Origin of the sequence: Streptomyces sp. NPDC127100, from assembly GCF_042724095.1 — a bacterium.
Lineage (GTDB): Bacteria > Actinomycetota > Actinomycetes > Streptomycetales > Streptomycetaceae > Streptomyces.
On record NZ_JBHXFL010000081.1, the window covers coordinates 1 to 14,464 of the forward strand.

Consider the following 14,464-nt stretch of genomic DNA (forward strand, 5'->3'; position numbering starts at 1 on the left):
GTCTCCGTCCACCAGGCCATCGAGCCTCCCTCGACGGCGTCGCAGGCCGGGGCCCACGCCGACGTGTCAGGCGCGCCTGCGGCGGCGGATCAGGACGAGGGCGCCCGCACCGGCCACCACCAGGGCGGCACCGCCGGCGGCCGGCGGAAGGGTGCCGGCGTCACCGCCGGTGGCGGCGAGGTCCTCGGGCTTCCCGGTCCCGGCGGCCTTCTCCGTACGTCCGTCCTCTGCCTCGATGCCGTCGGGGAGCCCGTCGCCCGCGCTGCCGGTCCAGGTGGGCGTCCCGGCGCGGCCGGGACCGGCGTACCGCCGCGGCGAGCCGTCCGCTGCACCGGCGGCACTCCTCATGCACCGCGCCCTGTTCCGCGTGCGCGGCGAGATGCGCCTCCCGCAGCCCTTCGCGGGCCCGCGCCGTCAGCGAGGTCACCCCACTGGGCGTCAGTCCCAGCAGGGCGCCCACCTTCGCCGCGGGTTCGCCCTCGACGACGGAGTGCCAGAGCACCGCCCGTCCTCGCCGGCGGCACCGTGGTCGGTCATGGCTCCACGCACTCGATTCAGATCCGTACGACGATCGGTGCGCAGTCTGGCAGACCGCCGGCCACCGGCCGACCGGCAGCCCTGGGCCCTCGGTCCGATGCGGCAGGGCAACTCTCCGTCTCACACGGACTCTTGTCGGACCGACGAGACCACCTGTCGCCGAGTCAGGTCACGTCCGGGACGCAGCTCACCCCGCCCAACTGCCCTTGCCAGAAGTCCCGTAGGCCTCTAACTTAACCAACGACTTAAATTCACTTACATTTTCATTTACGTCCGCCGGGCGGATCAGGGAGAGCTCTGTGCACATAGGCATTCGCAGATCCGCGGTGGCAACCGCCCTCGCCCTCTCCGTCGCCGTGCCGGCGGCCGGTGTCGCCGGCGCCGCCGACGCACCGACGTCCCGCACCGGCGCGCACGTCGACGTCGAGTACTTCCCCGAACCGGACGGCGAGGGCGCGCGCACCAGCGTCCCCGCGCACAGCCCGCACGCCCAGCCGGCGGCGAACGCCCGGCAGCACACCGCCACCGCGTCGGAGGACGGCGAGGTCGTGCCGCTCGCCGAGACCGGCCCGACCGCCGGCCGGCTCGACGTCACGATCATCGGCGACGGCTACACCGCCGCCGAGCAGGACGACTTCCTCCAGGACGCCCGCACCAAGTGGGCCGAGGTCACGGAGATCGACCCGTACAGGAGCTACGAGGGACTCTTCAACGTCTGGGCGGTGAAGGCCGTGTCCCAGGAGTCCGGCGTCACGGGCGACCCGGACGAGGGCGTCACCAGGAACACCGCGCTCGGCTCGTACTTCTGGTGTTCCGCCACCGAGCGCCTGATCTGCGTCGACCTCGACAAGACCAAGAGCTACGCCGACAAGGCACCCGCGACCGACCTGGTGATCGTGATCTCCAACTCGGCCAAGTACGGCGGCGCCGGCTACTCCGGACTCGCGGCGGACTACGGCTACGACGGAGTCTCCACGCTCTCCTCGGACAACGACCGGTCCACCCTGATCGCCGCCCACGAGATGGCCCACTCCATCGGCCTCCTGGCCGACGAGTACCAGTACGCGGGCTACGGCGACTACCCCTACTCCGAGCCCGCCCAGCCCAACGTCTCGACGCTGACCGCCGACCGCATGGCCGCACAGCGCACCAAGTGGGCACCCTGGCTCGGCGAGGCCGACCCGAGCGGCGGCGTCGTCGGCACCTTCGAGGGCGCCGACTACTACGAGTACGGGGTCTACCGCCCCACCGAGAACTCCCTCATGCGGGCCCTGAACACCGACAGGTTCAACCTCCCGGGCCGCGAGGCGATGATCGCCGGGTTCTACCGGTCGGCCGACGCCCTCACCCCGCTGGTGGACACCTCCGTCAGCGTCTCGCGCCGCACCCGCCTCTCCGTCGGGCTCGCCGACCTGGACACGGGCCTCTCCAGCCTCCAACTCCGCTGGTACGTCGACGGACGCGAAGCCAGGCAGGCCCGCGGCGAGACCTCCGTCCTCCCGGCCCGCCTCGGGGTCCCGGCCGACCGGCGCACCCACCGGGTGACCGCCACGGTCGTCGACACCACGTCCGCGGTCCGCAGCCCCGCGGTCCGCGACCTCACGTCCAACTCCGCCACCTGGACCGTCACGCGCTGACCGGCGGCGTTTGCCTGTGCGAGTGCGGCATCGTTCCAGACGCTCTTCGTCCACGCGGATGGACGGCCTCTCGGTGACTGCCGGCCACGGGTGACGGACTGCCAGAAGGACGCACCGCCGGCTCACTCCGGTGAGCGGTCCCGTGGACGTCGTGGCCTACCGGGACCTGGAACGGCGTACGGACGGCCGGACCGAGTCCCCGCGGGACTGGGACTGGTCCGGCGGGCCGGAACCGGAGGACGTCGCCGTCGTCGTGCACCGGCGGGACGGCACGCGGATCTCGCTGCGGCACCGCAACGTCGTGGCGGCCGGGCCGGCGGAGCGCCACGACGCTGACGACGGCGCCCATGGCCGCTCCTCAAGGAGCGGGGGCGCCGGGCCTCACCTGTCCTGGCCGGTGCTGTCGTGCGGGCCGGCGCCGGGGCGGTCGCCGCGGTGCCGGCTGCCGGGCAGCATCTCCTGGACCTTCGCCTTGAGGCCCTGGCGGACCATGCCCGCGCGGTCGCTGTCGCCGTGCAGGATCGCGGAGGCCGCGGCCTCGATCTGGTCCAGCGAGGCGTGCGGCGGGATCGGCGGGACGGCCGGGTCGGTGCGGAAGTCGATGACGAAGGGCCGGTCGGCGGCGAGCGCCCGGTCCCAGGCGGACTCGACGTGCTTGGGCTTCTCCACCCGCACCCCGTCCAGGCCGATGCGCTGCGCGATGTCCGCGTACGGCAGGTCGGGGATGGCTTGCGACTCCTCGAACTGCGGGGCGCCGGACATGGCCCGCATCTCCCAGGTGACCTGGTTCAGGTCGCCGTTGTTCAGCACCGCCACGACCAGCCGCGGGTCGGACCACTCGCGGTAGTACTTCGCCGCGGTCACCAGCTCCATCATGCCGTTCATCTGCATGGCGCCGTCCCCGACCAGGGCGATCGCCGGCCGGTCCGGGTGGGCGAACTTCGCCCCGATGGCGTACGGCACGCCGGGGCCCATCGTGGCCAGGGTGCCGGACAGGGAGCCGCGCATGCTGCCGCGCAAGCGCAGGTGGCGGGCGTACCAGTTGGCGGCCGAACCGGAGTCGGCGGCGAGGATCGCGTCGTCGGGCAGCTTGCCGTCCAGGGCGTGGACGACGTACTCCGGGTTGACCGGGTCGGCGCTGACGGCGGCACGCCGCTGCATGACCTCCCACCAGCGGGCGACGTTCTTCTCGACCTTCCCCCGCCAGGTCCGGTCCTCCTTGCGGTGCAGGCGGGGCAGCAGCCGCCGCAGTGTCTCGCGGGCGTCGCCGACGAGGTTCACCTCGTTCGGGTAGCGCAGGCCGATCATGTGCGGGTCGATGTCGATCTGCACCGCCCGCGCCTGGTCCAGCTCCGGCATGAACTGCGTGTACGGGAAACTGGAGCCGATCATCAGCAGGGTGTCGCACTCCTGCATCAGCTCGTAGGAGGGGCGGGTGCCCAGCAGTCCGATGGAGCCGGTGACGTAGGGCAGGTCGTCGGGCAGGGCGTCCTTGCCGAGCAGGGCCTTGGCCACGCCGGCGCCGAGGACGTCCGCCAGCCGTTCGACCTCCTCGCGGGCGCCGCGGGCCCCCTGCCCGATCAGAACCGCGACCCTTTCACCGGCGTTCAGCACGTCGGCGGCCCGCTGGACGTCCTCGTCGGCCGGGACCGGCGCGTACGACCCCAGTCCGAGGCTGGAGGGCACCATCTTGAAGGCGTGCGTGGGCGGACTGTAGTCCAGCTCCTGCACGTCGGCGGGGAGGATGATCGCGGTGACGGTGCGCTTGGCGTACGCGGTGCGGAAGGCCCGGTCGATCAGGTTCGGCAGCTGCTCGGGCACCATGGCCGTCTCGCAGAACTCCGAGGCGACGTCCTTGTACAGGCTGGCCAGGTCCACTTCCTGCTGGTAGGAGCCGCCCATGGCGCTGCGGTTGGTCTGCCCGACCAGCGCCACGACCGGCACGTGGTCGAGCTTGGCGTCGTAGAGCCCGTTCAGCAGGTGGATGGCACCCGGCCCGGAGGTGGCCGCGCACACGCCCACCTTGCCGGAGAACTTGGCGTAGCCGACGGCCTGGAAGGCGGCCATCTCCTCGTGCCGGGCCTGGACGAACTTCGGCTTGTTGTCCGCGCGTCCCCAGGCGGCCAGCAGCCCGTTGATGCCGTCGCCCGCGTAGGCGAAGACATGGTCGACGTCCCACTCGCGCAACCGCTGGAGAATGTAGTCGGACACCTTTGTGCTGGCCATGCAAGCTCCGTTCCCGATCCCGCTGCTGAACGACTGTCCCCGGCGTCCGGGCCGTGCGGGGGACGCGCGGGGCACGACTCTCCATGGGTAACCGAGCGGCTACGCGGGAAACGTCGGCTTCGTGAGGCCGGCCCGGCGCCGGCCGGGGACCTGCGCTTCCGTCGGTGGCACCTGCGCTTCCGTCGGTGGCTTGGCACCCGGCGAGGGGGTTACTCGCCCACCATGGATGACACACGGCCACTCGCTCTGATCACCGGCGCGTCCAGCGGCATCGGCCTCGAGCTGGCCCGGCAGTTCGCGTTGCACGGTTACGACCTGGTGGTGAACGCCGAGGACGAACGGCTGGAGTCCGCCGCGCGGGGCCTGCGGGAAGCGGGCGTCGAGGTCCGCGCGGTGCGCGCCGACCTCCGGACCGCCGAAGGCCGGTACCTGCTGCTGGACGCGCTCGACGGGCTGACCGTCGACGTGGCGGCGCTCAACGCCGGGGTGGGCCGGGGCGGCGCCTTCGTCGACACCGACCTCGCCGACGACCAGGAGGTCATCGACCTCAACGTCACCGCGACCGTGCGGCTGGCCAAGCCGCTGCTGCGGGCCATGGTGACCCGCGGCGTCGGCCGCATCGCCTTCACCTCGTCCGTCGCCTCGACGATGCCCGGCTCCTTCCAGCCCGTCTACAACGCCTCCAAGTCGTTCGTGCAGTCCTTCGCCCAGGCACTGGCGGAGGAGGTGAAGGACACCGGCGTGACGGTCACCTCGTTCATGCCGGGCCCGACGGAAACGGACTTCTTCGAGCGGGCGGGCATGGCGGACGACACCCGGATGGGCACCCTGAAGAAGGACGACCCCGCGCAGGTGGCCGAGCAGGCGTTCAGGGCGATCCTGAAGGGCGAGCGGAAGGCCGTGACCGGATCGTTCAAGACCAAGGCGCAGGGGCTGGCCGGAAAGGTGCTGCCCGACGGGGTCAAGGCGGCGGCCCACCGGCGGATGGCGGAGCCGGGGACCGGGGACGAGGAGGACTCCGGGCGGCAGGAGTGACCGCCTGACGGCCCTCCGGCCGCCGCGTCCGCCGGTGTCACGGAGGCCGTCCGGGGCACTTCGGGGGCATGAGCCCCCGACGACTGGTTCCCGAGTCCCTGGCCCTGCTGACCGAGGGCTACGCCTGGCTGCCCGACCTGATGCGCGCCGAGGGCGTTTCCGGGCGGATGTTTCGGGTGGAGCCCGTGAGACACCCGAGTGCCGACACGTGTTCCCGCGCAGGTGAAGCGAGGAGAAGAGCCATGTCGAACCCGCAACAGCCCGAGCTGAGGCGCAGCGACAAGGGAGCGGCCACTTCGGAGGACAGCCAGGCCCGCAAGGCGGCCCAGCCCGCTCGCGGGAGCGGCGGCCGGGCCCACGGCACGGACCGCGGCGACAAGGGCGGAGGCGAAGGCGGCGGTACGCCTCCCGAGCAGCAGCCGGACCACCCGGCCTGAGTTCGAGCCACCCCAGGGCCGGCGGACGGCTCACCGCCACACGTCGGAAGCGCGCCCCCGACGCCGAGTGGCCCCGCACGGGCCCCGCGTCAGTAGTCGACGCGGTCGGACTTGGCCAGCCACGCGTCGAACGGCGCCGTGCGGTGCGGCAGGTCCAGGTGCTCGACCCGCGTCGGCCACATCGACTGGGGCTTCATGGCGAACAGGTCGTAGAACTTGCGGTCGTCGAAGCCGGCCACCGCGGCATCGTGCCGGTCGGCGGAGTAGACGATCCCGTCGACGCGGGCCCACAGCGCGGAGGACAGGCACATCGGGCACGGCTCGCACGAGGTGACCAGCACGCAGCCCTCGAGCGAGAAGGTGCCCAGTTCCTTGCAGGCGGCGCGCAGCGCGCTCACCTCGGCGTGCGCCGTCGGATCCAGCGTCGCGGTGACCTGGTTGTTCCCGAGGGCGACGACGTTCCCGTCCTTGGCGACCAGCGCGCCGAACGGACCGCCGCCGTTGTGCACACTGTCGGTGGCCAGGCTGATCGCCTGCTCCATCCAGGCGCGCTTGAGGTCCTGGATGCTCGCTTCTTGGGTGTGCGCGGTCACGGTCACTCCTTCTCGGACAGGGTGGGGACTTCCCCGGATGCTCCGCCCCATGCGGGACGCCGCCGTCATACCCCCGGCCGCGGGGTCCACCGGCGTGCGAAGAGCGGCTTGTGAGGAGTACACAGCCGGTCATGGGGCGTCAGCTAGGGGTGAAAGACATGAAAACCCCGCAGGCCGAGACCGGCGCTTCGTAGATTCCTACGAGGCCGGCCCCCCGTCGTCCCTGTGGCTTGACTCGAGGACCGCGCCGCTCGGCGCCGGCTCGGCGGCGCCGCTCAGCGACGGTCCTGTTCGAACGTCAGCAGCAGGTCCGCCGCCACGCTCACCGCGATCACGGCGGGCTCCTTGCCGGTGATCCCGGCCAGTCCGATCGGGGTCTTGATCCGGTCGATGGCGGCCTCGTCGTGGCCGCCCTCGGTGGCCAGCCGGTGCCGGAACCGCGTCCACTTGGCGGCTGAGCCGATCAGGCCGATCGAGCCGAGGCCGGCGGTGCGCAGGGCCGCGTCGGCCAGTGCGGCGTCCTCCGCGTGGTCGTGCGTCATGATCAGGACATGGGTGCCGGGCGCGAGCTCCTCGAGCACCGTCTCCGGCAGCAGCGGCGTGTGGTGCACCTGGATCCGCGCCACCGCGTCCGCCAGCACGCCGAGCCGTTCGTCGGTCAGCATGTCGGGGCGGGTGTCGACCAGATGCAGGTCGAGCGGATGGCGGGCCAGGACGCGGGCCAGCTCCAGTCCGACGTGACCGACGCCGAACACCGCCACCGCCGGTACCACCGGCAGCGGTTCGAGCAGGACCGTGACGGCCCCGCCGCAGCACTGGACGCCGTGCCGGTTGGTGACCTTGTCGTTGAGCTTGAACTCCATCAGCTCGGGCTCCGCGTCGTGCCCGCCGATCAGCTCACGGGCCCGGTCGATGGCGACCGCCTCGATGTTGCCGCCGCCGATCGAGCCCCACGTCGCGGACGGCCCCACGACGAGTTTGGCGCCGGCCTTGCGGGGGGCGTGACCGCGCACGGCCGCGACGGTCACGAGCACGCCGGCTTCCCGGCGGGCCCGCAACCCCGCGACCGCGGCCACCCAGGTCGTGTCAGGCATTGCTCAGGGCGTCGGTGCCGGAGGTGACCGCGCCGCCCTCTCCGCCGTCCCGGCCGCCGCTCCGGCGGGCGGCTTCGATCGCCCAGTACACGGCCTCCGGAGTGGCCGGGGAGGCCAGCTTCAGGCTGACGCCCGCCGGCCCGAACGCCGCCGCGGCCTGCCGCAGCGCCTCGCGCACCGAGAACGCCAGCATCAGCGGGGGCTCGCCGACCGCCTTGGACCCGTAGACCGCTCCCTCCTCGGTGGCGTTCTCCAGCAGCGTGACGTTGAACTCCTCGGGCATCTCCGAGAAGCTCGGCAGCTTGTACGTGCTCGCCGCCTGGGTCAGCAGCCGGCCGCGGTGGGGCCCGTCACCGGTGTCCCAGCGCAGGTCCTCCAGCGTCAGCCAGCCCGCTCCCTGCACGAAGCCGCCCTCGACCTGACCGATGTCGATCAGCGGGGAGAGGCTGTCGCCGACGTCGTGCACGATGTCCACCCGCCGGATGCGGTAGGCGCCGGTGAAGCCGTCGACCTCCACCTCCGTCGCGGCGGCACCGTGGGCGAAGTACTTGAACGGCGAGCCCCGGAACGCCTTCGCGTCCCAGTGCAGGCCCTCGGTCCGGTAGTAGCCGGCCGCCGACAGCTGCACCCGCTGGAAGTACGCGGTGCGCACCAGGTCGTCCCAGGCCAGTTCCCCGCCGCCGCCCAGGGCGCGCGCCACTCCCTCGACGATGCGTACGTCCGAGGCGTTCGCGCCGAGCTGCGAGGCGGCCACCTGGAGCAGCCGTCCGCGCAACTGCTCGCAGGCGTTCTTGATCGCCCCGCCGTTGAGGTCGGCGCCCGAACTCGCCGCGGTGGCGGAGGTGTTGGGCACCTTGTCGGTACGTGTAGGGGCGAGGCGCACCTTGTGCAGCGGGATGCCCAGCGTCGTCGCGGCCACCTGCAGCATCTTGGTGTGCAGGCCCTGGCCCATCTCGGTGCCGCCGTGGTTGATCAGGACGGAGCCGTCCTTGTAGATCAGCACCAGCGCGCCGCCCTGGTTGAAGGCGGTGAGGTTGAACGAGATGCCGAACTTGATGCCGGTGACCGCGACGGCCCGCTTGGTGTGCGGGTGTGCGGCGTTGAAGGCGGCGATCTCGCGCTTGCGGTCGGTGATGCCCGCGTCGCGCCGCACCTGCTCCCACACGGTGGAGATCCGCTCGGGCTGCGTGACCGGCTGCCCGTACGGCGTCGTCTGGCCCTGGCCCGGCCGGTAGAAGTTGCGTTCCCGCAGCTCCATGGGGTCCAGGCCGAGCAGCGGCGCGCAGCGGCCCAGGATGTCCTCGATCACCAGCATGCCCTGCGGTCCGCCGAAGCCGCGGAAAGCGGTGTTGGAGACCGTGTGGGTCCTGGCGATGCGGCCGGCGACACGCGCGTTGGGGATCCAGTAGGTGTTGTCGATGTGGCACAGCGCGCGGGCCAGCACCGGCTCGGACAGGTCGAGGCTCCAGCCGCCGTCGGCGACCAGCGTGGCGTCCAGGGCCTGGATGCGGCCGTCGGCGTCGAAGCCGATCCGCCACCGGGCGTGGAACCCGTGCCGCTTGCCGGACATGGTCAGGTCCTGCGTCCGGTTGAGCCGGAACCGGACCGGCCGGCCGGTGAGCTTGGCGCCGAGCGCGGCGACGGCCGCGAACCCGTGCGGCTGCATCTCCTTGCCGCCGAAGCCGCCGCCCATCCGCAGGCACTGCACGGTGACCTCGTGGGACGGCACGCCGAGCACGTGGGAGACGATCTCCTGGGTCTCCGACGGGTGCTGGGTGCTGCTCTGGACGAACACCTGCCCGTTCTCGTCGACCTGGGCGAGCGCCGCGTGCGTCTCGAGGTAGAAGTGCTCCTGGCCGGCGAACTGGAACTCGCCGGTGAACACGTGCGCCGAGTCGGCGAAGCCGGCGTCGATGTCGCCGGCCTCCATCACGGGCCGGGCGCCGTGGTAGCTGCCCGCCGCGATCGCGTCCTGGAGCGTGACCAGGGAGGGCAGTTCGTCGAGCTCCACCTCGACGGCCGCCGCACCGAGCCGGGCCGCCTCCAGCGTCTCGCCGAGCACCCAGGCGACCGCGTGGCCGTGGAACATGACCTCGTCGGGGAACAGCGGCTCGTCGTGCTTCATGCCGGCGTCGTTGACGCCGGGCACGTCGGCCTTGGTCAGGACGCGCACCACTCCGGGCACGGCGAGCGCGGGCGCGGTGTCGAGCGCGACGATCCGGCCGTGGGCCCTCATGACCTGCACCGGGTAGGCGTGCAGCACGTCCTTGGTGCGCTGGACCAGGTCGTCGGTGTAGAGCGCGGCGCCGGTGACGTGCAGGGCCGCGCTCTCGTGCGGCATCGGGACGCCGACGACGGGCTTCTCGGGACGCTCGGACAGGTGGCTCATGACGGCACCGCCTCGGTGTTTCGTGCGTACAGCTTCAGCAGGCTCTGGCCGAGCATCGCGGAACGGTAGAGGGAGCTGGCGCGATGGTCGTCCATCGGCGTGCCCTCGCCCCGCAGTACCCGGGCCGCGGTCTCGACGGTCTCCGTCACCCACGGCCTGCCCTCCAGGGCCGCCTCGGTGGCGAGGGCGCGGATCGGGGTGGCGGCCACGCCGCCCAGGCCGACGCGTGCCTTGCGGACGACGCCGCCCTCGATGTCGAGCGCGAACGCGACCGCCACACTGGAGATGTCGTCGAAGCGCCGCTTGGCGATCTTGTGGAAGGCCGTGACGGGCGCGAGCGGCAGCGGGACGCGCACCGCGCGGATCAGCTCGCCGGGACGGCGCACGCTCTGCCGGTAACCGGTGAAGTAGTCGGCCAGCGGGACCACACGCTCGCCGTCGGCGTCGGCGAGCACCAGCGAGGCCTCCAGCGCGAGCAGCACCGGCGGGCTGTCGCCGATGGGGGAGCCGGTGCCCAGGTTGCCGCCGAGGGTCGCGCTGTTGCGGATGAGCCGGGACGCGAACTGCGGGAACAGCTCCGCCAGCAGCGGCACGTCGCCGTCGAGGCGCCGTTCGATCTCGGTGAGCGTCTGCGCCGCCCCGATCTCGATGTGGTCGGACTCGATGCGCAGTCCCCGCAGTTCGGGCAGCCGGTCGACTGCGACCACGCAATCCGCCCGCCGGGCACGGATGTTGACCTCGACGCCCCAGTCGGTGCTGCCGGCGACCACCACCGCGTCGGGCCGCTCGCGCAGCAGCCGGGTCGCCTCGGCCAGGGTGCCGGGCCGCAGGAACACGGCGTCGCCCCGGGCGTATTCGGTGGCGACCGGCTCGGGCGGTGACTGCTCGCGGCGCCGCGCCAGCGGATCGTCCTCGGCGGGTGCGCCGACGGCGAAGGCCGCGTCGCGGATCGGGCGGTAGCCGGTGCAGCGGCACAGGTTTCCGCTCAGCGCGTGCAGGTCGAAGCCGTTCGGGCCGTGTTCGGCGTCGGTGCCGTCGGCCGTGCCGTCCGTGTCCGGGGCCGCGTGCGCGCAGCGGTCGGGACGGTAGTACTCGGCGGCCATGCTGCAGACGAACCCGGGCGTGCAGTAGCCGCACTGCGAGCCGCCGCGGACGGCCATCTCCTCCTGCACGGGGTGCAGCGCGGGCGGCGTACCGGGCGCACCGGCGGTGGCGAGGCCCTCGGAGGTGACGATCTCCTGACCGTCGAGGGACGCGACCGGGACCAGGCAGGCGTTGACCGCAACCCAGTCGGTGGGCTTGTCCACGCCGGGCCGGGCCACCAGAACCGAACACGCGCCGCATTCGCCCTCGGCGCAGCCTTCCTTGGTCCCGGTGAGGCCACGGTCGCGCAGGAAATCGAGGACCGTTGTCTGTGGGGCGGCCGGGGAAATAGGTGTGCTCTTCCCATTGACCGTGATCCGCGCCGCTACCATGGCACATCCTCATTTCGGAGCGCGGTCGTACAGATGATGCTCGTCGCCATTTCAGGGGCTTTCTCTATCGGTGGCGCAGCTTAAGCGTGATAAACCCGACCGGAAATCAGCGCGCGAGGGCGCGCCCGCGGGCGGGGGAGGAGATCAGAGGACACCGGGGCCGTGGATCCGGCACGCCGGGAAGAAGAGGCTGTTCAGCAGCCGTGTGCTACGCGACCCGGGACCCAGACGGTCCGCTGCGCGAGGCGATGCAGGTCGGAGATGATCGACATCCGACTTCGCCCCCTTCCAGCAGCTCTCGAGTCGGTCCGGTCGAAAATACGGTGCCGCGGGGCCGGCGGTCAAGGCTCCGCCCGTGTCCGGCTTTCACCGCCACCCCGGAGACGGCGCGGGCCGCGCGCGGGAGACGCCCCGACGGGCCCGTCCCGCGTCCGCCGGGTCCTCGCATTTACGAGGAGGACCGGTCGTATTCCGCCGCAGGTGCGATCCGGCCACCGGTAATTCTCCGGAAGCATTTCGAGTGCGAAACGGGTCGCGGTCACTCGGTGCCGGCCGGACCGGCGTCCTCGGCGGCGCCCGTCCCGGCACGACGGTCCGCGGCGCGCTGTCCCGGTCCCGGCAGGTGTGCCCCCGGCGCCAGGCACGGCCCCGCCGGGACGGGTGATCGTGCGTCAGGCGGCGATGTCAGTGCCTCCCCCTAGTGTTCGAGCATCAGTCGGGGAGCCTCGCAGAAGGAGCAGAACCATGTCCGCCAACAGGATCCAGCACAAGGTGAACCACGTCGCGCTGGTAGTGGACTGTTCGGGTTCCATGTATCAGCACCAGAGCCAGCTCATCCGCGTCGTCGACGAATTCGTGGCGGGTCTGAAGGCCGAGTCGGACAGCCTCGGCCACGAGACCCGGATCAGTCTCTACTCCTTCGACCACCGGGTGGAGAACCTGGTCTGGGACATGGACGTGAAGCATCTGCCGTCCATGCGGGGCCTGTACAAGGTCAACAACGGCGCCACGGCCCTGATCGAGGCATCCCTGAAGTCCCTGGACGACCTCGGGCACATCTGGGAGGAGTACGGCGAGCACAGCTTCCTCCAGATCGTGGTGACGGACGGCGAGGAGAACGCCTCCGGCGGCGACAGGCGGCACGACGGCGACATGACCATCCTCGGCCCGTGGCTCGACAGGATCTCGGCGAAGATGAACGGACTCCCGGGCCACTGGACGTCCGCCATCCTCGTCCCGAACTCCCTCGCGAAGCGCACCGCCCAGAACTACGGGTTCCCGGCCGGCAACATCGCCATCTGGGACGCGGACTCCCAGAAGGGCGTGGAGGAGGCCATCGGCACCGTGCGGGCCGCCGCCACCAGCTTCCTCAGGGGCCGCGAGCAGGGTGTGCGCGGCACGAAGAACCTGTTCGCCGTCGGCCAGGACATATCCGTCGACGACGTGCGGGCGAACCTCGAACCGATCCCGGCCGACAAGTACCGGCTCCTCAAGGTGGACAAGGAGATGGAGATCCGCCCGTTCGTCGACTCGCACCCGGGAGTCACCTACGAACGCGGCTCCTGCTACTACCAGTTGGGCGCCCGTGCCCTGGTCCAGCCCAACAAGGAGGTCATCGTGGTCGAGAAGGACACCGACCGCGCCTACACCGGGGACGCGGCCCGCAGCCTCCTGTTCGGCACGGGCACCCAGGGGACCGTCTCCGTGAAGGCGGGCAACAACCCCGAGCTGGAGGTGTACGTGCAGAGCCGCTCGGTGAACAGGAAGCTCAAGCCGAAGACCCGCCTGCTCATCATGCTCTGAGGGAAGAGAACGGAGAAACGGTCGGCGTCCCGGCTCACCTGTCCGGCGGGAACCACGCCCGGAGGGTCTCCGGATCGATCGGCACGGAGATGTGCTCGTGCGTGATCAGCCACCTGCCGTCCGACCGTGCGAGACCGAGGCTCGAGCGCACCCAGACGCTCATGACGGTCCCGTCCCGGCGAGTGCCGGAGTCCAGGTGGAGCATGTGCGCGAAGGCGAGGCCGCCGTCACCGCACGCGAGGGTCGGCTCGTGCGTCTCTAGGCCGATCGGGCCCTCGTAACCGTCGAACCACCGCAGGAAGTTGCGGCGGACCGCCTCATGACCCGTGAAGTGGAGCGGGGGGACGACGTCGTAGTAGACGACGTCGTCGGAGTAGAGGGACATGAGCCGGTCGATGTCCTTGGTCCGGCAGGCCTCGACGCGCTCTTCCAGCAGCGCCCTGATGCCGGATTCGTGTGACGTCATCGCGTCCTCCTCGAGAAGCGGAAACCGCGACCGGTCCGGCCGCGGGTCGTGCGGACCGGCTCAGGCGGCGCGGCCGGCCTTGAGCGCGGCGGCGGTGTCGACGGCGCGCCGGGCCTGGTGGCGGGCCGCTTCCAGGGACACGTCGCCGGGTGCGCCGTCGCCCGCCACGTGGGAGGCGCCGTAGGGGTTGCCCGCCTTGAGGTGGACGGGGTCGGTGTAGCCGGGCGGCACGATGATGCCGCCCCAGTGGTAGAAGGTGTTGCCCAGCGCCAGGAGGGTCGACTCCTGGCCGCCGTGCGCGGTGTTGGACGCGGTGAACGCCGAGTAGACCTTGTCCGCGAGCTTTCCGTGCAGCCACAGCGGGCCGGTGGTCTCGATGAACGCCCGCAGCTGGCTCGCCGGACCGCCGAACCGGGCCGGGGTGCCGAACAGCACCGCGTCGGCCCACTCCAGGTCGTCGTGACCCGCCTCCGGCACATCGGCCGTGTCCCGCAGGTGCCGGGCCCACTCCGGGCGGGACTCGACCGCCCGCGGCGGAGCCGTCTCGGCGGCCTTGCGCAGCCGTACCCGGGCACCGGCCTTGGCCGCGCCCTCGGCGGCGGCCTGCGCCAGGGCGTGCACGGTGCCGGTGGAGCTGTAGTAGACGATGGTGACGTTGACGGGTTCCATGAGCGGGGCTCGTCCTTCCCTCGTGCTGTCCGGTCGTACCCCTACGACAGGGCGGCCCCGGGGGGGTGGGGGGGGGGGCCCCCCCCACCCCCCCGCGGCCCGG

12 protein-coding genes are annotated in these 14,464 nt (G+C 71.8%); 4 read left to right on the forward strand and 8 right to left on the reverse strand.

Annotated elements, in window-relative coordinates:
- Positions 1 to 66: 66 nt before the first annotated feature.
- Positions 67 to 348 (reverse strand): LAETG motif-containing sortase-dependent surface protein, encoded by a 282-nt coding sequence (locus ACFWJB_RS34750; RefSeq protein ID WP_386927276.1) that lies wholly within the window; start codon positions 346 to 348, stop codon positions 67 to 69.
- 515 nt (positions 349 to 863) lie between these two features.
- Here ACFWJB_RS34750 and ACFWJB_RS34755 point away from each other — a divergent pair.
- A complete protein-coding gene (locus ACFWJB_RS34755) occupies positions 864 to 2,174 on the forward strand; it encodes a M64 family metallopeptidase (protein ID WP_386927278.1) in 1,311 nt (436 codons plus the stop codon).
- A 381-nt stretch (positions 2,175 to 2,555) separates the two neighbouring features.
- Here the strand turns inward: ACFWJB_RS34755 and ACFWJB_RS34760 are convergent, their stop codons facing one another.
- Positions 2,556 to 4,400 (reverse strand): thiamine pyrophosphate-requiring protein, encoded by a 1,845-nt coding sequence (locus ACFWJB_RS34760; protein ID WP_385473008.1) that lies wholly within the window; start codon positions 4,398 to 4,400, stop codon positions 2,556 to 2,558.
- Positions 4,401 to 4,622: 222 nt separating this feature from the next.
- Here ACFWJB_RS34760 and ACFWJB_RS34765 point away from each other — a divergent pair, with 222 nt between their 5' ends.
- Together ACFWJB_RS34765 and ACFWJB_RS34770 are read left to right on the forward strand one after the other, a co-directional pair.
- The gene (locus ACFWJB_RS34765) at positions 4,623 to 5,435 is read left to right on the forward strand and encodes an SDR family NAD(P)-dependent oxidoreductase (protein WP_385473005.1); all 813 of its coding nucleotides are present in this window, start codon (positions 4,623 to 4,625) and stop codon (positions 5,433 to 5,435) included.
- A 242-nt stretch (positions 5,436 to 5,677) separates the two neighbouring features.
- Positions 5,678 to 5,872: a hypothetical protein gene (locus ACFWJB_RS34770; protein ID WP_359405708.1), complete on the forward strand. Its 195-nt coding sequence runs from the start codon at positions 5,678 to 5,680 to the stop codon at positions 5,870 to 5,872.
- Positions 5,873 to 5,961: 89 nt separating this feature from the next.
- On the opposite strand, the gene ACFWJB_RS34775 is transcribed toward ACFWJB_RS34770, so the two are convergent.
- The 4 genes from ACFWJB_RS34775 to ACFWJB_RS34790 all read right to left on the reverse strand — a co-directional run bounded on the left by ACFWJB_RS34775 (position 5,962) and on the right by ACFWJB_RS34790 (position 11,423).
- Complete coding sequence (locus ACFWJB_RS34775) at positions 5,962 to 6,471, reverse strand: nucleoside deaminase (protein WP_385467153.1); 510 nt, start codon at positions 6,469 to 6,471, stop codon at positions 5,962 to 5,964.
- Positions 6,472 to 6,740: 269 nt separating this feature from the next.
- Positions 6,741 to 7,559 (reverse strand): xanthine dehydrogenase accessory protein XdhC, encoded by an 819-nt coding sequence (xdhC, locus tag ACFWJB_RS34780; protein WP_386927282.1) that lies wholly within the window; start codon positions 7,557 to 7,559, stop codon positions 6,741 to 6,743.
- Positions 7,552 to 9,948 (reverse strand): xanthine dehydrogenase molybdopterin binding subunit, encoded by a 2,397-nt coding sequence (xdhB, locus tag ACFWJB_RS34785; protein WP_386927284.1) that lies wholly within the window; start codon positions 9,946 to 9,948, stop codon positions 7,552 to 7,554. The genes xdhC and xdhB overlap by 8 nt, the downstream gene beginning before the upstream one ends.
- Positions 9,945 to 11,423, reverse strand: a complete 1,479-nt coding sequence (locus tag ACFWJB_RS34790; protein WP_386927286.1) for a xanthine dehydrogenase small subunit — start codon at positions 11,421 to 11,423, stop codon at positions 9,945 to 9,947. Before ACFWJB_RS34790 ends, xdhB begins: the two co-directional genes overlap by 4 nt.
- Before the next feature lie 744 nt (positions 11,424 to 12,167).
- Here ACFWJB_RS34790 and ACFWJB_RS34795 point away from each other — a divergent pair.
- Positions 12,168 to 13,226 (forward strand): VWA domain-containing protein, encoded by a 1,059-nt coding sequence (locus tag ACFWJB_RS34795; RefSeq protein WP_386927288.1) that lies wholly within the window; start codon positions 12,168 to 12,170, stop codon positions 13,224 to 13,226.
- Between the two features lie 34 nt (positions 13,227 to 13,260).
- Here the strand turns inward: ACFWJB_RS34795 and ACFWJB_RS34800 are convergent, their stop codons facing one another.
- On the reverse strand, positions 13,261 to 13,692 hold the full coding sequence (locus tag ACFWJB_RS34800; protein WP_385467139.1) for a YybH family protein: 432 nt from the start codon (positions 13,690 to 13,692) through the stop codon (positions 13,261 to 13,263).
- Between the two features lie 60 nt (positions 13,693 to 13,752).
- Complete coding sequence (wrbA, locus tag ACFWJB_RS34805; RefSeq protein ID WP_385467136.1) at positions 13,753 to 14,361, reverse strand: NAD(P)H:quinone oxidoreductase; 609 nt, start codon at positions 14,359 to 14,361, stop codon at positions 13,753 to 13,755.
- Positions 14,362 to 14,464 lie beyond the last annotated feature (103 nt).